Below are 16,514 nucleotides of genomic sequence, written 5' to 3'. Positions count from 1 at the left end.
CCATCGTATAGCAGTTACAACGGAACGCTATGTCCGATATGCCGAATTTGTTGTACGTATGCCCTGCCGGCGAAGACGCGGACACAGCCATACCTGACGCACCGGTCTCAGTCACGGCAGTCGCCACCGTGACGGACGCGCTGTCGGAACTGGCCGAGCACGGCTACGATGTCGTCGTCTGTGAACAGCACCTGTCAGGGTCAGAAACCGGGCTAGATGTGTTAGCGGCGATACGTGAGCAGTACGACGCGCTCCCGGTCGTTCTCTGTACGGCCGAGCCAGACGGGACGGTCGCCGCTCGCGCGACACGGCTTGATGTAACCGAGTACGTCCCTCGCAGCGAAGTGTCGCTGACAGATCGGGTGTACGACATCGTGACGCAGGGACGCGAACCGACAGGCCGAGACGACGGGAGCGACCCACCGGCGGCTCCCGATGACCGGCCGACGCGGCTCCCGCCGGAACTTGCAGACTCTTTTGATGCCATCGCCGGCAGTATCTCCGACGCCGTCGTCACCATCGACGCCGACAGCGAGGTCGTATACGCAAACGACGAGGCTGTCGAACTGACGGGCTACGACCGCAAGGAACTAGTCGGCGACGACTTCGCGAAAGTCATTCCCGAACATCTGCGAAGCGCTCACTTCGAGGGATTGGATCGATACCTTCGGACTGGCAACCGGAACGTCGACTGGGACTACCTCGAACTGCCGCTCGTGACCGCCGCCGGAGACCAGCTGACCGTCGCGGTGTCGTTCGGCGATTTCGAGCGAAACGGGCAGTGGTTCTGTACGGGCGTTCTCAGGGACATCTCCGACCGAAAGGAGCGCGAACGGGCCCTCGAAGAGACGAACCGGCGACTCGACCTGGCGCTGGACGGAACGGACACCGGCGTCTACGAGTGGAATCTAGAAACTGACGAGATGGTCTGGGACGAGGCGACCGCGGAACTCTTCGGGACGACACCGACGGCCTTCGAAGGCACCGCCTCGGCGTTCTACGAGTATATCCACCCCGACGACCGCCAGTCGCTCGAAGCGGCGTTCGAGCGGGTGTCTGAAAAAGATGAACGGGTCGACGCCGAGTTCCGTACCGACGTCGACGGGGAGACGCGGTGGCTCCGGACGCGCGGAGTCATCGAGGAACGCGACGCACAGGCTCCGCGTCTCGTCGCCATCGCCACGGATATCACAGCACGCAAGGAGCGCGAACGGACGCTGCGTGCCAACAACGACTCGCTACAGGAGCTGACACAGCTTGCTACCGGAAACGGACTCAGCGAGGCCGAGACCGTCGGTCGAGTCATCGAAATCGGGCTGGACCGACTCGACATGGCGTTTGGCTACCTGAGCCGTATCGAGGACGGAGTCCACGAAATCCAGACGGTCACCGGGAACACCCCTCTCGAATCCGGGACAGAGACGCCGCTTGCGGATACCTACTGCCAGCGAGTGCTCGACTCCGGTGACCTCTATGCGATTGCCGATGCCACCACCGAGGGGGGACACGCGGCGGACGTGTACCAGCAAAGCGGCGTCGCGTGCTACGCCGGTGGCCTCATCACGGTCGCCGGCGAGCCATACGGAACGCTCTGTTTCGGGGACGAACAGGCCCGGTCGGAGTCGTTCTCCGATAGCGAGGAGGCGTTCATGAAACTGCTCGTTGAGTGGGTCAACCACGAACTCGAACGCCGCCACCGTGAGGACGAACTCGAACGGTACGAGAACATCATCGAGGCGGTCGACGACGGCGTGTACGCCCTCGACTCCGAAGGGTACTTCGAGTTCGTCAATCAGGCGATGACCGACCTGACGGGCTACTCCGAGGAAGAGCTGCTTGGCTCGTACACCGGCTTCATCAAGAACGACGGCGTCGTCGAGCGCGCCGAATCTATCGTTCAGGAGATGATATTCGAGGACCGCGACGACGAGGAGACGTTCGAACTGTCGATCCAGCAGGCGTCGGGAGGGTCGTTCCCTGCGCAAGACCACATGACGCTACTGTACGACGACGACGAGCGATTCGCCGGGACCGCAGGCGTTATTCGGGATATCACGGAGCAGAAACGGCGTGACGAGGCGTTGTCCGGACTACTGGACACGACCCGGTCGCTCATGCAGGCACAGACGCCCCAGGAAGTCGCCGAAACGGTCATCGAGGCGACCCGGTCGGACCTCGGGTTCGACCACTCGCTCGTGCGGCTGTACGACGAGGAGACGGACACGCTCCGGCCAGCCGCTGCCAGCGACAAAGTCCCGGACCGGCCGGTATACAACGCCGACGAGGGGTTTCCCGGAGAAGCGTTCGAGCGCGGCGACCCGCTGGTCATCGACGAGTTCGACCGGGTCGACAACTACGACTCCGACGTTCTGTCGGCGACGATGTACCTCCCGATGGGTGACCACGGTGTCGTGAGTGTCGGTGCGCAACAGGGACACGAGTTCACCGAATCGGATGTCTCCGTCGGGAAGATTCTCGCGTCCAATGCAGCCGCCGCGTTCGACCGCGTCGAGCGCGAGCGGAGCCTGTTGCGGTACGAATCAGTGGTCGAAAATGTCCGTGATATGATGTACGTCCTCGACGACGAAGGCCGGTTCCAGTTGGTCACCGAACCGCTCGCGGAATGGCTCGGCTACGAGCGGGCGACGCTTCTGGGCCAGCACCCGCGCATTGTTCTCGATCAGGACGCGATTGATGAGTTTACATGTCGCATCGGTGACCTCTGTCAGCAGGGCGGAACCGGGGCGGTCCAGCTCGAAACGGCGCTGGAAACGGCACACGGAGAGCAGCGCCCGGCAGAGATCGAGGTGTCGCTGATCGACGCGGACCAGTTTCGTGGTACCGTCGGCGTCGTCCGGGACCTGACTGAACTCAAGCAGGCGCGGGCAGAGCTGGAAGACGAACGCGACCGGTTCTCGTACCTGTTTAATACGCTTCCAGACGCCGTCATCGAGACGGAGACAGTTGCGGATGAGTCGGTCGTCAGATCAGTCAACCCCGCGTTTTCCGACGTGTTCGGGTACGGTCAGGACACGGCCGTCGACAGTCCCCTATCCGACCTCCTCCGGCTGCCGGACGCTACGAACGACGAACTACCCCAGTTTGACGATGGACAGGCAGACGGCGACCCTTTCCAGACTGAACTCCGACTGATGACCGAGACAGGGTTCCGTGACTTCCTCTTCCGGGGCGTGCCATACAGCCGGGACGGCGACAGCGTCCGCGGGTTCGGTATCTACACGGACATAACCGAACAGCGCGAGCGTGAGCGCCGGCTGAAACTGCTCAACCGGGTCCTGCGGCACAATCTCAGAAACGACCTGACCGTCGTCCTTGGCATGGCTGACGCGCTGGACGAGCGAATCGACGACGAGAATCATCGCTCCATTCTCCACAGGCTCCAGCGAAAGGCCGAAGAGATGGCGTCGCTGAGCGAGCGCGCACGCGACATGGAGCGGTCCGTGCGCCGCGACCAGTTTGGCACGGGCCCGGTCGAGGTGTCAGCGACTATCACGGATATCGTGTCATCGCATCGTGATAAGCACGCCGGCAAAATTGAAACACACCTCCCGGAGACGCCGGTTACGGCGGGTGACGGGCGGCTACATCGAATTCTGGGCGAACTCGTCGAAAACAGCCTCGAACACGGCGGCGATGACCCTTCGGTCCGCGTCGACGTCCAGGTGGACCGACAAACCGTCTCTATCACGGTCGCTGACGACGGGCCGGGGATTCCACAGCACGAACTCGATGTTGTGACGGGCGACGAACCAATAACGCAACTGCGCCACGGAACCGGACTCGGCCTGTGGCTGGTCGTCTGGGTGGCCGAAACCTACGGCGGCACGGTGGACTTCGGTAGCGGTTCGGACGGTGGGGCAGTCGTCACGCTGAAACTGCCCCGGATAGACGTCTAGATAGTGTCGCGGATCCGGTCGGCGAGCACGCTGTACTGCTCCGTGCCCGTCCCTTTCTGGACCACGGCAGTGACGCCGTGCTCTGTGGCGGCATCTGCGACATCGTCGTGCTCACGGGCCGTAAACAGCAGGAACGGGATGTCAACGCCGTTCTCCCGAAGCGCGGCACACAGCTCCATCCCGTCGAGCCGGGGCATCTTGTAGTCACTGACGACTGCGTCGAAATCGCCGTCAGTGGCCAGGTCCAGTGCCGCCTCTGGGTCGGCCTCCGTCGTTATTTCGAATCCGTCTTCCTGTCCCAGAAACGTCCCGACGATTTCTAGAACGTCTACGTCCTCGTCTACCAGTAGGACCTCGATACTCATCGATTCTATGTCTGTGGTTCCCCGATAAAAACTCTCGGTCACCGCATCGCATCTAGGTCGACCACGACTCGCTTGTCCACGGTAATCCACGTCGATAGCTTGGCAATGCCGGAAAGCCCCCGCGGTGACACGGTACAGCGGTCCGGTTCACCGGTGTACTCAACCACGGTCATCGACAGCTCGTGCGGGGCCTGCGCCTGTTCGGTGGTCGCGCTCCCTGCACCATCCGGGTCGAGATTCATCGGTAGTAGATATCTCTCGGGGAGAGTGTAAAACGGCTGCTAAGAGGTCTCTATACCGCTCCGGAGAGCTATGCCGCCTGCCCGGTGTCGACTTCGCCGTTGATACGAACGAACCCGTAGTCACACTCCGGGCAGTGCCACTTGACTTTGGTTCCCAGATGCATCGTCGTGCTCGCGACCTTCCAGAAATCGCGGTACTCTTCGCATTCAGGGCAGTAGTGTTCGAGTTCGAGGCTCATATCGAGTAGTTTCCGCGGGGGTACAGTTGAATTTCCCGGTTCCACTTGGGACGGCGAAGCAGGCAAACCACTCGAACCCCTGTCTTTCAGTATGACTCCGAGTGCGTACGAGCCGACCCATCCAACAGCACTGGCTGCCGATGCGGAGGCACCGCCGCCGTCGGCGACTGCAACGGCGACGTTCGGCATGGGCTGTTTCTGGGGCCCGGACGCGCGGTTCGGCGCGACACCAGGTGTGGTCAGGACCCGGGTCGGCTACGCTGGCGGAACGGAACCGGACCCGAGCTACTATTCGCTGGGCGACCACACCGAGGTTGTGCAGGTCGAGTACAACCCTGACACGGTGAGCTACGAAGCGCTGCTGGACGTGTTCTGGGCGAATCATGCACCGTTCTCTGCACCCCTGAAGCGCCAGTACCGCGGCGTGGTGTTGGCACACGACGACCAGCAGTGCGAGGCCGCCAAGCGGACACGAGACGACCTCGAATCGCGGACCGGGAAGTCCGTCGAGACGGCCATCGAAACACTCGACCAGTTCTATCTGGCGGAAGACTACCATCAGAAGTACGAACTCCGCTCGACGCCAGTAGTCGCCGACGAACTCGAAGACACCTACGGCGACGCGTTCGTCGATTCGACGGTCGCCGCCCGGCTCAACGGCTTCGTCGCCGGCCACGGCGAGGACGACGAACGCGAGGCGCTGTTTGCCGAACTGGATATTTCACCGGCTGCGCTTTCGGAGGTCCGCCGCCGACTCTGAACGCGGTGCCGGCGGTCCACAGTCGCCACGAGGCTCGGTCGCCTATGCTTGCCACGGGACTCGGCCGCCCACGCTCCCAAAGGATTCGCCCACGGCTATAAGACGCTGGCAGTGCCAGATTTAGTTATGACTATCTATACCGGCCGCGGCGATCAGGGCCAGACAGACCTCCGGAACATGGAGCGGGTCTCGAAGGACAGCCGCCGCATCGAGGCGTACGGCACCGTCGACGAAGTGAACGCGCTGGTCGGCGTCGTCAGACCGACCGGTCACGACGACATCGACGAGAAGCTCCGCGTCGTCCAGAACCATCTCCACATCGTGCAGGCCGACTTCGCCAACCCAAGCCCAGAGGAGGGCGACCCGCGGATACAGGAGTCCCACGTCGAGACGCTGGAAGAACTCATCGACGAGGCCGACTCAGAGCTGGACCCGCTCGAATCGTTCATCCTCCCATCCGGGTCGGAACCCGGGGCGAAGCTCCACCACGCCCGCGCGGTCTGTCGCCGCGCAGAGCGCCGCTGTGTCTCCTTCGCCGCCGAGGAGGCTGGCGTCAATGAGACGGCTATCATCTACCTGAACCGGCTCTCTGACGCCCTGTTTACGCTTGCCCGCCTCGTCAACAAGCGTGAAGGCATCCGCGAGGAGAACCCCGAGTACTGACGATTACACCACTTTTGTCCGGCAGGTAGGTATCGGTGACTCGATGCCACGCCAGCGCCGGCGGTTCGCAATAGCAAAGTGACCGGCCCGGAAGGGTGAGGTATGAAAGCGACCGCGAAGGCACATCCGATTCAGGGGCTGGTCAAGTACCACGGGATGCGCGACGAGGAACTGCGACTGCCGTACCACGACAGCATCTCCGTCTGTACCGCGCCGAGCCACTCGAAGACGACGGCCGCCTTCGACCCGAACCGCGAGGTGGACGTGTACGTCATCGACGGCGAAACGGTCACCGGCCGCGGGGCCGAGCGTATCGACGCCGTCGTGGACCACGTCCGCGACCTCGCCGGCATCGACCACGGCGTCCGCTTCGAGTCAGCGAACAACTTCCCGACGAACATCGGCTTTGGCTCGTCCTCATCCGGCTTTGCCGCCGCGGCGATGGCCCTTGTCGAGGCGGCCGGTCTCGACATGACGCGACCGGAAATCTCGACCGTCGCACGCCGCGGCTCTTCCTCGGCCGCCCGCGCAGTGACGGGTGCGTTCTCTCACCTCCGGACCGGCATGAACGACAGGGACTGCCGGAGCGAGCGCATCGAGACGGACCTCGAAGACGACCTGCGAATTGTCGCCGGGATGGTCCCATCCTACAAGGAAACCGAGGAAGCCCACAAGGAGGCCGCCGAGAGCCACATGTTCGAATCCCGGATGGCCCACATTCACAGCCAGATTTCGGACATGCGCGACGCGCTGTACGACGGCGACTTCGACGCTGTCTTCGACCTCGCCGAGAAAGACTCCCTGTCGCTGGCCGCCGCAACAATGACCGGCCCCGCCGGCTGGGTGTACTGGCAGCCCCGCACCATCGAGATATTCAACGCCGTCAGAGAACTCCGGAACACCGAGGACGTGCCGGTGTACTTCTCCGTCGACACCGGCGCGAGCGTCTACATCAATACGACTGAGGAGTACGTCGGCCGCGTCGAAGAGACGGTCGCCGACTGCGGCGTCGACACCCGCGTCTGGGATGTTGGCGGCCCCGCACAGATTCTCGACGAGGACAAGGCGCTGTTCTGAACTAGTCGACTGGCCGCCGGAGGCGGATCTCGACTTCGGTTCCTCCGAACCGGCTCTCCGACACCGAGATCGACCCATCCGACTCGCGGACGATCCACTGCGTGAGCCACAGCCCCGTGCCCGTGCTGTGCGTGAGCGGTGTCTCCGTTCCAGTTGTGAGAACCGCCTGCTCCGTCTCAGGGAGCCCCGGCCCGTTGTCAGCTACTCGGAGCACGACGCGGTCACCTTCGACCGCCGGTTCGACTACCACGTCGACCTGAGGCGTGTCGGCATCATTGTGTTCCACTGCGTTGTCGAGGACGTTATCAAACGCGTACGGCAGGAGTTCGTGACCGACGACGTGGCCCTCGACCTGCAAGTCTTGTCGGAGTTCGATGGTCGTGTGCTCGGCTTGCAGGCGGCCGGCCCGGTCACAGAGCAATACACGCGGGTCGAAGGTTGTCTGTTCTGTCTCGTCGCTGTTTTGTAGTTTCTCAATCTGGTGGGCAGCCTCACTCAAACCACGGATATCCTCGATACGGTCCGCAATAATGTCGATATGCTCGCTCTCCCGTTCGTCGCTGAGTAGCTCCAGATGCCCGCGGATGACGGTCACGTCGTTGCGGATGTTATGCCGAAACAGGCGGTTGAGGACCGTGAGTCGCTGCTCGCGTTGTTTTTGCTCCGAGATGTCGTGGACGAACAGCGATGCACCGTCCGTGCTCTCGCCGGTGAGTGGCGCACCCCACAGCCGCACGTCGAGCGATGACCCGTTGGCGTGCCGGTGACAGGATTCGACGCCGGTGAGCGATTCACCGTCGACAAGTGACGCCAGCAGCCTATCGAGCGTCTCCGGTGATTCGGCCAGCGTGTCGGCATACGGGCGGCCGACTACCTGACTCTCGTCCCAGCCAAACAGCCGCTCGGCACCGTCGTTCCAGAACTGAATCGACCTTTCAGCGTCCAGCACCACCACTGCGGCAGGTATTGACTGGACCATGGCTGAGAAGCGCTCCGTTAGCGACCCGACCGAATTCGCCAGTATTTCGACCTCCGTCTCGCGGTCGAGCCGAGCGTCCAGCAGCGCCAGTAGCTCAGACAGCAGCGTCCGAGACAGCGCCTCTCGCTCACGGACGGCGCTGTTCTGATACACGTCCAACAGCGCTTCGCGCGTTTCTGTGCGCCCTTCTTCAGCTAGCGATTGAAACAGCTCACCAACGAGTAACTCAGCGCCGTCGTCCATTTTAGGCTAGCCTAATCGGGGGAGTACATGAATATAAATGGAGCGATGGTCGCCGATTCGACTCTCTGCGGAGATAGGTCTATCAGCGTCTAGTTCCAACCGGGCAGTATGCGCGTCGCCGTCCTTGGAGCTGGATACGCCGGACTCACGCTCGCCAGAAAGCTCGAACAGACTCTCCCCGACAGCGTCTCACTGGTCGTCGTCGACGAACAGACGGAGCACCTCGTCCAGCACGAACTCCACCGGGTCGTCAGACGGCCGTCACTGGCCGAGGAAATTACCGTCGACCTCGATGACGTCCTCGACTGTGAGATTCGACAGGCGACGGTCACCGATGTCGACCCGGATGCCGGCGTGGCGACGCTGGACGGGTCGGAGACGCTGTCCTACGACGTGGGCGCGGTGTGTCTCGGCGCTCGGACGGCATTCTATGGGCTCCCGGGTGTGCGCGAGCACGCGACGCCACTGAAGCGCCTCGACGACGCCCACGTGATCCGCGAGCAGTTCCACGGACTCAGTGACGGCGACCGTGTGGTTGTCGGCGGGGCTGGCCTGTCTGGCGTGCAGGTGGCCGGCGAACTGGCCGAGATGCGCGAGGACAGCGATATCGAGGTCCTCCTGCTCGAACAGGAAGACGCCGTCGCGCCGGCGTTCCCGGCGTCGTTCCAGTCGGCCGTCCACGACGCGCTGGTCGACGCCGGCGTGACAGTCAGGACCGGCACCGGTGTGGCCGAGGCCGATGCCGATGTCATTACGCTCACGGACGGCTCGGACCTGACGATGGACCAGTTCGTCTGGACCGGCGGTATCGAGGGGTCGCCGGCGCTTGACGCCGACCGACCCGTCGTCCGGGCGGACCTCCGACTCGGCGAGTCGACGTTCGCCGTCGGCGACGCCGCTCGGGTCGTCGACAGCGACGGCGAGGCTGTGCCAGCAAGCGCAGCGGCGGCCATCCGCGAGGCCCGCGTCGCCGCCGACAACATTGGAACACTCGTCGAGCGGTTACAGGGTAGCTCCGGCGAGTTCCAGCCCCGACTGACACAGTACCAGTTCAACGTGCCAGGGTGGCTCGTCTCGGTCGGCGACGACGCCGTGGCGAAGGTCGGTCCCTCTGTTCTCACCGGGCGGGCCGCGCTGGCGCTCAAGACAACTGTCGGCGCGGGCTATCTTGGAACGGTGGGTGCCGTCCAGAATGCCGTCGACCTCGTCAGCGAGGAATTGGATCTTACCGGCGAGGTAGAGAACGAGTAGAAATACTGCGACAACTGTCGACCGGCGCGTCAGTCCTCGCCGTCCGCGGTTGCGTTCCCGAGCACGTCGTCGGGTTCGATCCAGATGACGAATTCGTCTTCGCCGTCGCGGTCGACGACACCGTTGATGTAATCGCCGTCGACTGGGGCGGTGTTCACTTCGGATTCAGCGACAGGCACGACCTGCCGGACCTCGTCGACGATCCAGCCCATCGCGCCCTGTTCCTCGAACACACCTGCATCAAAGACGACGATGAGGTTCTCCGACCCGTCGCTTTCGATATCCATCATCTCCTTGGGGTTGAGGATCGTCGTAATCTGCCCCCGGAGGTCAACGACGCCCTCGACGTAGTCGTCGGTGTTGGGAACGCGGGTGACCGACTCGCGTTTGACAATCTCCTCAACGTAGTCGATGTCGAGACAGTAGTACTCGTCGCCGAGCGCGAATTCGAGTACCCGGACCAGTTCTTCTGTCTGGGTCGCGTCGTCGTCGATAGCCGCGGCGCGAGCACCACCCTCGGTTGTGGCGGTGTTGTCCGACGCCATCGCCTCCTCAATGAGTTCCTGGTCCGGCAACTCGACGCCAGTCGGCCCCTGCATCGGGCTGGCCGACGCCGACAGGTCATCCGTCGGCTGGTCGGCAACACCGGCGTCGACGTTCTCAGGGGTCATCTGTGCGGAGGCCTCTGCCGCTCGCTGTGCGGCGGCCATCGCGTCGGTGTCGCTCTGGTCAGTGGCGGCGCTGTCGGAGTCAGTGTCGGTGTCGCCGTCATTGGCAACCTGTCCATCGGCCGCAGCCGCTTCGTTAGATGCGTCATCGCTGGCGGCGGTCGCCGGTTCCGCGTCGGCGGCCTCGCCCGCCGTCGCCTCGGTTTCGCCCTCATCGTCGGGCTGTTTGCCGGACCCGTCCGCGGAGGCCTCGTCCGACTCCGCGGTGTCGTCGGTAGTTTCTGCCTTGTTCCCCTCGCGCATCTGTCGGATGCGCTCCGCTCTGTCCATGCGTTCGTCGTCACTCATGCTGGTACCTCTGTGTCGGTAAAGCCGAACTGCTCGTCGAGTTCTTCGGCGATGTCCTCAAAGACAGCCGCCATGTCGCACGATTCCTCGGTCGCGAAGATAGACTGGCCGGCGCTGAACGCGCGCTGCAGCGCTACCCGTTTGCGGACCTCCCAGACGGGGCTGTCCGGGAACGCCATGTTGAACCATTCGAGCATCGTCTCGTCTTCGGATGTCGTTTCGACCCGGTTGGCGACGACGCCGAGCGTGTTGATCGACGCGTCGGTCTGGCGCTCCATTGCGGCCATCTGGTCCATCAACAGTTCGATGGCTCGCTCGGAGGTGGCCTCAGTCAGTGCCGGAATGAGGACGTTCTGTGCGGCGTACATGCCGGTGTCGGTCAGCTTCCCGTAGAACGGCGGGCAGTCGATGATAACGTAGTCGTAGTCGGCATCGAGTGTCGACAGCGCCCGGTCGAGCGTATCGAGCGCGTGTGACCCTGTGACCATCTCCGGCGTGATGTTGATAGCGAACGAAGCCAGCGCGGCCTGGTCGATATCCCCGCCCTGGGTGTTGACCCGGGCGATGAGGTCGGCGATGGTCAGTTCGTGTTCGGCCTGGAGCATATCGATGCTAGAGGGGATCACGTCCATTTCCTCGCCCTCGCAGATTAGCTCACCCAGCGCCGATGGGTCGCCGGTCAGTGCGTCGAACAGCGTCGGCGGGTCGGCGTCGTACGCCTCGACGAGGCCGACGCCTTCCGTGGCGTTGCCCTGCGGGTCGAGGTCGATAAAGAGGACGTCCCGGCCGCGGTCGTTCAGTGCACCGGCTACGTTGATAGCAACTGTCGTCTTTCCGGTCCCGCCTTTCGCGTTGGTCACACAGAAGCGGGCTGGACCGGTTTCTGATTGCCGGTTCATCATCCAAGTATCCACAGGTCGACTCCGAGCCACTATAAAAATGTGGTCCCGATTATCAACGTCGCAACTGGGGGACGGAACGCGGACGAGACGGAAACACCCGCGAGCGTGTGCATGACGGCCGTCTGACGGTGTGCAAGATTTATGATTGTGTAGATTGAAGGGTCAGTATCATGACCATCAACCCGCGCGATTACGACCTCGACGAGTTACGGAAGATGGCTCGTCAGCGGGGCAACGGGATGGGCGACGAGGACGTCCCGGACCCGACGGACCTTGACATGGGGCTTGACGACGCCGATGAAGAGGTGCTTGCAGGGAGTTCGTTCCGCTCCGGGCTGTACCGTGAACTGCTGCCGTTCCTCAGTGGTGACGCACAGGAGAAGCCCTATCTCGAAGCACTGCCCGAGACCTACGCCGCGGAGTTCGTGGTCTTCGAGTGGCTTGAGTTCCTCCTGATGCACTCCGGGTATAAGGGAGCCGACGAAGCGCTCGATTACTATCGCTCGATCGACTGGCTAACCGAGGACGTACAGGACGACCTCTCGGATTACCTGCTTGGTATCGACGAGTCCGCGACCAACGACGACAACGAACTGAGCGTTGACGACCATATGCTAAGTCTCGTCTATATTGCGAAGCTCACTGCGATGACGTAACGTCCGTTTTCAGGACCAATTCTTTCCACCGAATTCCTGTTATTGAGCGGGATTCGGTATCAGCTCCCCGAGGGGACAGCTATCAGTCCTGAATACTAGGGAGAGGATATATATCGGGCGGTCGACAAGGACGACCGTATATGAGTGACGAGGATGCGGACGACGACACCGGGTCCGAATCGGACGCCGGTGTGTCGTCAGACGGCGCTGCCGCTGTTCCGGTCGGGGTCAAGCTCGGGAGCACCCGGACCGTCATTGCCCTGCCGGGCGAACACGGCACGGAGAACCAGATTATCAAGACACTGACGTGCATGGCGACGTACGAGGACGCCCTGACCGGCGAGGAGAAGATCCTCTACGGCGAAGAAGCAGCCCGCGAGTATCCGGACCGCGTCGAGTACATGCTTCGGTCGGGGCTCCCCGAGGACGCTGACCGGGCCGAGATGACCAAAACGTTCTTCGAGGCCATCATCGAGGAACACGACATCCCGGCAAACAGCGGCGTCGTGTACGCCATCCCGACTATCGACAATCCGACCGGACTGGAGAACCTGCAGAACGTCATCGAGAACTCCTCTATCGGGCTGGACCTCGTCGAGAGCTATCCGGAGTCGCTGTGTGGCTCTATCCCGGCCTTTGGCGACGATCTTGAAGCTATCGACGAGATATTCGTCGCTGTCAACATGGGGTCGACGAACCTCGAAGCCTCCGCGTACCGTCGCGGCGAGCAGCTCTCCCCTTTCACGACGGGCGCGGTGACCGGGAACGAAGTCGACCGGATGATCGCCAACTACGTTGAGGAAGAAACGCAGGGCCGTGTCAACATCGACAACCAGACTGCCCGAGAATACAAGGAAGAACACGCCGACTTCGTCGATTTCGAACCGTTCACCGATATCATCCAGCAGCCCGGCGGCGGCTCACACGAGTTCACTATCGAGCGCTCGGTGATGGACGCGGTCAACGAGTACCTCGACGACGCCGTCGACGAACTGGCGAACACGTTCCTGCCGGAGCTGGCAAACGACTACATGAAAGTGTACCAGCTCGCGCTGGACCGCCCGATCGCCATCACCGGCGGTATGGCCTGCATCCCCGGCATCGTCGACGAGTTCGAAGAACGACTCAGTGCGGAGCTGAACCGCGACATTGATGTCATCGCTGCCGACGAACCGGACATCGCGCCGACCATCGGCGCACAGCGGATCGCGGCGCGTCTCGTCGAGACCAACTAGGGATTCCGCCAGCAGTCCAGCCACCGCTCGATTCTGGGCTCGGACTGTCCCATCTTGTGACCGCGATCGGCCGAGAGCAGTTCGAATACGTCAGTGTCGATTCCGAGGCTGGTCGCGCCGGTCGAGAGACCACCACCCTGCCGCTCCTGCGACGACCCCCCACCGAGTTGGGTACGTGGCATACACTCGGCTACAGGAGCCTGACACCTAAAGCCAAGTCAGACAACCGGCTGACGGACGCGGAACGGGCCCAGCGACTGTGTCTTTCCCCATCCCTGTTCTCGCTAGCCGCTTCGGAGAACCGTCAACTCTCGTTATTAATTGTGGCTGTTTACCACCCCTCATGTGATGTACTGCCACTAAGCGGCTGTTACAGCCTGTCTACCGCCCAGACCGACTATGGTCAGGAGAAAATTTATATCCTTCAGTAGAATATATACAATTATAATGGATTGCACCAACTGTGGCACGCGGATGTCATACAATGACCAGACAACAAAACTCACCGAGTTTGTCTGTCCCAGTTGTCACGAAACCGTTATCGACTGGAAGGCTGAAGCCCGCAACGCCCGCGTCCACTGACCGGTCCCGTCCGCTTTTTGATCGATAGTCCACTGTCAGCCACTACTCTGGCTATTGACTCTCTTTTCCGAACGGTTCCTGACTTCGACAGCGGCCCGTGCTGGCGCTCCTGCGTCGGCCGGCGATGTGTCGCCGAGCGCCTTGCTGCCCACATCAACGATGGTGCCCACAAGAGTGTGCATATTCGTTCAGAAACGATTGCCGAATCTTTTTATATTTCAGGAGGAGATAACGAGGCAATGGCAGATTCGTCACGCATCGGCTGTCTCTACGTCGACGCCTGTACGGACGAGCAGGCGACGGCGTACGACTGGTGTCAGGAGGCGGTCGACGGTGCGGAGCGATGTGCACTCTCTTCGGTCGAGCCGACCGAATACGACGTCCTCTGGTGGCATCGGGATGAACTGTTCGACGAGCGCGCGCTGGCTGACGCACCGGCGCTGGCTGCGTACGTTCGCGACGGCGGGACCCTCCTGCTGACGCTGAGTGCGCTCCCGGCTGTCGAACCGCTGGGGTTCGAGGAGGTCGCGCCAGACGCCACCGGCTGGGAAGAGGTTCCGGAGCCGACCGGCCACCTCTGGCAGGCGCTGTACGACGACCACCCGATTCACGCAGACTACGACACCCTTCGCGTTCACACCCGCGGTGCCGGTGTCACGATACCCTACGCGAGATACGAGTCTATCGCGCCCCGGTCAGGGGACGTGCTCGCGAGCACAATCCGGGGCGACACCGATGTAGTCAAACAGATGGCGATACTCTCCTGGGAGCCCGGCGACGGGCAGGTACTGGGCATCGGGTCCTCCGTCGCGTTCGCACAGCCGACCCACGACGTGTGTCAGGGCAACCGCGAGACGCTCATCGAGAACGCACTGGCGTTTCTGGCGGCAGACGAACGGCACCCGCTGACCGGCCGCCCGAAGAATGTTGACACGTTCGGGCAGTTGCGCGAGCGTCTCGACGACGACCCGAGTCGTCCGTCCTATCATGTGACGCCGCCGGCAAATTGGCTCAACGACCCGAACGGGCTCATCCACTGGAACGGTCGCTATCACCTGTTCTACCAGTACAACCCCGCCGGACCGTTTCACAACACGATTCACTGGGGCCACGCCGTCAGCGACGACCTCGTCCACTGGGAGGACCGCCCCGTCGCGCTCACGCCCTCGCCCGACGGGCCGGACCGGGATGGCTGCTGGTCCGGCTGTGCGGTCGACAACGCTGGCGTTCCGACCGTGCTGTACACGGGCGGCCGCGACAAGCGCCAGCTCCCCTGTATCGCCACCGCTGCGGACGACGACCTTACGGCCTGGGACAAGGACCCGGACAACCCCATCATCGAGGAGCTACCGGCCGAACCGGAAGTGCTCCGCACCGAGGACTGGGAGGGAGAGTTCCGGGACCACTGCGTCTGGCGCGAGAACGAAACTTGGCACCAGCTCATCGGAGCCGGTATCGAGGGCGGCGGCGGCGCGGCGCTGCTGTACGAGTCCGCCGACCTCCGGAACTGGGAGTACCAGGGGCCGATCCTTGCTGGCGACCGCGACACCGCCGGGACTGTCTGGGAGTGCCCGGAACTACTCGATTTCGGCGACAGACAGCTCCTCCACATCTCGAACTACGAGGACGTGGTGTACTTCCTCGGCACCTATGAGGACGGCGAGTTCGATGTCGACCGGCGCGACAAGCTCGACCACGGCGACTTCTACGCCCCGCAGTCGATGTGGACCGACGACGGCCGCATCCTGACATGGGGATGGCTTCCTGAAGCCCGCGACGTGAGCGGGCAGTGGGACGCCGGCTGGTCCGGCGCGATGTCGCTGCCCCGGGAGTTGTCGCTGGCCGACGACGGCGGCCTGTGCCAGCGGCCGGCCCCCGAACTCACCGAGCTACGCGGCGACAACACCAGTTACGACGTGGTGCGCCTCGATGCCGGCGATACCGAGCAGTTGCCGGTCGAGAGCCGGTCGTTCGAGCTCCGCGCTACCGTCCGTCTGGAAGACGCCGAAGCCGTCGAGCTGTCCGTCCTCGAATCGCCGGACGGCGAGGAACGGACGCCGATTCGATACTCGTATGAGAGCGAAATCGCCGTCGACCGGTCGGCCTCAAGCACTGACCCGCAGGCAACCGGCGACACCCAGACGATGCGAGTCCGACCGTACGACGCGCCGCTGTCGCTGCGTGTCTTCGTCGACGGGAGCGTTGTTGAGGTGTTCGCCAACGAACGGCACTGCCTGACCAGCCGTGTGTACCCGACCCGCGAGGACGCCACCGGCATCTCGCTGTCGGCCGAGGACGGGCACGCGACTATCGCGTCGCTGGACGTCTGGGAACTGGACTCTGTCTGGTAGACAGTCCCGGCCGAATTCCTGTGAAAAGACCGCTTT

16 protein-coding genes are annotated in these 16,514 nt (G+C 62.9%); 9 read left to right on the top strand and 7 right to left on the bottom strand.

Annotated features, from left to right (window positions below):
• Positions 1 to 29 precede the first annotated feature (29 nt).
• Positions 30 to 3,917, top strand: a complete 3,888-nt coding sequence (locus RR_RS10655) for a PAS domain S-box protein (RefSeq protein ID WP_011223659.1) — start codon at positions 30 to 32, stop codon at positions 3,915 to 3,917.
• Here the strand turns inward: RR_RS10655 and RR_RS10650 are convergent.
• The 3 genes from RR_RS10650 to RR_RS22420 form a co-directional block, all read right to left on the bottom strand.
• On the bottom strand, positions 3,914 to 4,282 hold the full coding sequence (locus RR_RS10650) for a response regulator (protein ID WP_004957169.1): 369 nt from the start codon (positions 4,280 to 4,282) through the stop codon (positions 3,914 to 3,916). The two genes, RR_RS10655 and RR_RS10650, sit on opposite strands and share 4 nt — an antisense overlap.
• Before the next feature lie 38 nt (positions 4,283 to 4,320).
• Positions 4,321 to 4,524 carry a DUF7511 domain-containing protein gene (locus RR_RS10645; protein WP_004957167.1) on the bottom strand — a complete coding sequence of 68 codons (204 nt, stop codon included), beginning with the start codon at positions 4,522 to 4,524 and terminating at the stop codon, positions 4,321 to 4,323.
• A 68-nt stretch (positions 4,525 to 4,592) separates the two neighbouring features.
• A complete protein-coding gene (locus tag RR_RS22420) occupies positions 4,593 to 4,763 on the bottom strand; it encodes a hypothetical protein (RefSeq protein ID WP_004518162.1) in 171 nt (56 codons plus the stop codon).
• A gap of 91 nt (positions 4,764 to 4,854) precedes the next feature.
• Between RR_RS22420 and msrA the strand changes: the two genes are divergently transcribed.
• The 3 genes from msrA (at position 4,855) to mvaD (ending at position 7,263) form a co-directional block, all read left to right on the top strand.
• Positions 4,855 to 5,523 (top strand): peptide-methionine (S)-S-oxide reductase MsrA, encoded by a 669-nt coding sequence (gene msrA / locus RR_RS10640; protein ID WP_011223658.1) that lies wholly within the window; start codon positions 4,855 to 4,857, stop codon positions 5,521 to 5,523.
• 126 nt (positions 5,524 to 5,649) lie between these two features.
• Positions 5,650 to 6,186 carry a cob(I)yrinic acid a,c-diamide adenosyltransferase gene (locus RR_RS10635; RefSeq protein ID WP_004957159.1) on the top strand — a complete coding sequence of 179 codons (537 nt, stop codon included), beginning with the start codon at positions 5,650 to 5,652 and terminating at the stop codon, positions 6,184 to 6,186.
• Positions 6,187 to 6,288: 102 nt separating this feature from the next.
• Positions 6,289 to 7,263: a phosphomevalonate decarboxylase MvaD gene (mvaD, locus tag RR_RS10630; RefSeq protein WP_011223657.1), complete on the top strand. Its 975-nt coding sequence runs from the start codon at positions 6,289 to 6,291 to the stop codon at positions 7,261 to 7,263.
• 1 nt (position 7,264) lies between these two features.
• On the opposite strand, the gene RR_RS10625 is transcribed toward mvaD, so the two are convergent.
• A complete protein-coding gene (locus tag RR_RS10625; protein ID WP_011223656.1) occupies positions 7,265 to 8,485 on the bottom strand; it encodes a PAS domain-containing protein in 1,221 nt (406 codons plus the stop codon).
• 108 nt (positions 8,486 to 8,593) lie between these two features.
• Here RR_RS10625 and RR_RS10620 point away from each other — a divergent pair, with 108 nt between their 5' ends.
• On the top strand, positions 8,594 to 9,736 hold the full coding sequence (locus tag RR_RS10620; RefSeq protein ID WP_011223655.1) for an NAD(P)/FAD-dependent oxidoreductase: 1,143 nt from the start codon (positions 8,594 to 8,596) through the stop codon (positions 9,734 to 9,736).
• 29 nt (positions 9,737 to 9,765) lie between these two features.
• Here the strand turns inward: RR_RS10620 and RR_RS10615 are convergent, their stop codons facing one another.
• Together RR_RS10615 and RR_RS10610 are read right to left on the bottom strand one after the other, a co-directional pair.
• The gene (locus tag RR_RS10615; RefSeq protein WP_004957150.1) at positions 9,766 to 10,752 is read right to left on the bottom strand and encodes a chemotaxis protein CheW; all 987 of its coding nucleotides are present in this window, start codon (positions 10,750 to 10,752) and stop codon (positions 9,766 to 9,768) included.
• Positions 10,749 to 11,654 carry a ParA family protein gene (locus RR_RS10610; protein ID WP_011223654.1) on the bottom strand — a complete coding sequence of 302 codons (906 nt, stop codon included), beginning with the start codon at positions 11,652 to 11,654 and terminating at the stop codon, positions 10,749 to 10,751. Before RR_RS10610 ends, RR_RS10615 begins: the two co-directional genes overlap by 4 nt.
• A 170-nt stretch (positions 11,655 to 11,824) precedes the next feature.
• Between RR_RS10610 and RR_RS10605 the strand changes: the two genes are divergently transcribed.
• Together RR_RS10605 and RR_RS10600 are read left to right on the top strand one after the other, a co-directional pair.
• The gene (locus RR_RS10605) at positions 11,825 to 12,310 is read left to right on the top strand and encodes a FlaD/FlaE family flagellar protein (protein ID WP_004957147.1); all 486 of its coding nucleotides are present in this window, start codon (positions 11,825 to 11,827) and stop codon (positions 12,308 to 12,310) included.
• A gap of 140 nt (positions 12,311 to 12,450) precedes the next feature.
• Positions 12,451 to 13,545 (top strand): rod shape-determining protein, encoded by a 1,095-nt coding sequence (locus tag RR_RS10600; protein ID WP_004957146.1) that lies wholly within the window; start codon positions 12,451 to 12,453, stop codon positions 13,543 to 13,545.
• Here the strand turns inward: RR_RS10600 and RR_RS10595 are convergent.
• On the bottom strand, positions 13,542 to 13,727 hold the full coding sequence (locus tag RR_RS10595; protein ID WP_011223653.1) for a hypothetical protein: 186 nt from the start codon (positions 13,725 to 13,727) through the stop codon (positions 13,542 to 13,544). The genes RR_RS10600 and RR_RS10595 overlap by 4 nt on opposite strands.
• Positions 13,728 to 13,992: 265 nt before the next feature.
• Here RR_RS10595 and RR_RS22965 point away from each other — a divergent pair, with 265 nt between their 5' ends.
• Positions 13,993 to 14,127 carry a hypothetical protein gene (locus RR_RS22965; RefSeq protein ID WP_023843340.1) on the top strand — a complete coding sequence of 45 codons (135 nt, stop codon included), beginning with the start codon at positions 13,993 to 13,995 and terminating at the stop codon, positions 14,125 to 14,127.
• A gap of 239 nt (positions 14,128 to 14,366) precedes the next feature.
• On the top strand, positions 14,367 to 16,478 hold the full coding sequence (locus RR_RS10590; RefSeq protein ID WP_011223652.1) for a GH32 C-terminal domain-containing protein: 2,112 nt from the start codon (positions 14,367 to 14,369) through the stop codon (positions 16,476 to 16,478).
• Positions 16,479 to 16,514 lie beyond the last annotated feature (36 nt).

This window comes from Haloarcula marismortui ATCC 43049 (genome assembly GCF_000011085.1).
GTDB lineage: Archaea > Halobacteriota > Halobacteria > Halobacteriales > Haloarculaceae > Haloarcula > Haloarcula marismortui.
The sequence above is the reverse complement of the archived record's forward strand: the minus strand, read 5'-3'. Positions and strand labels throughout refer to the sequence as shown.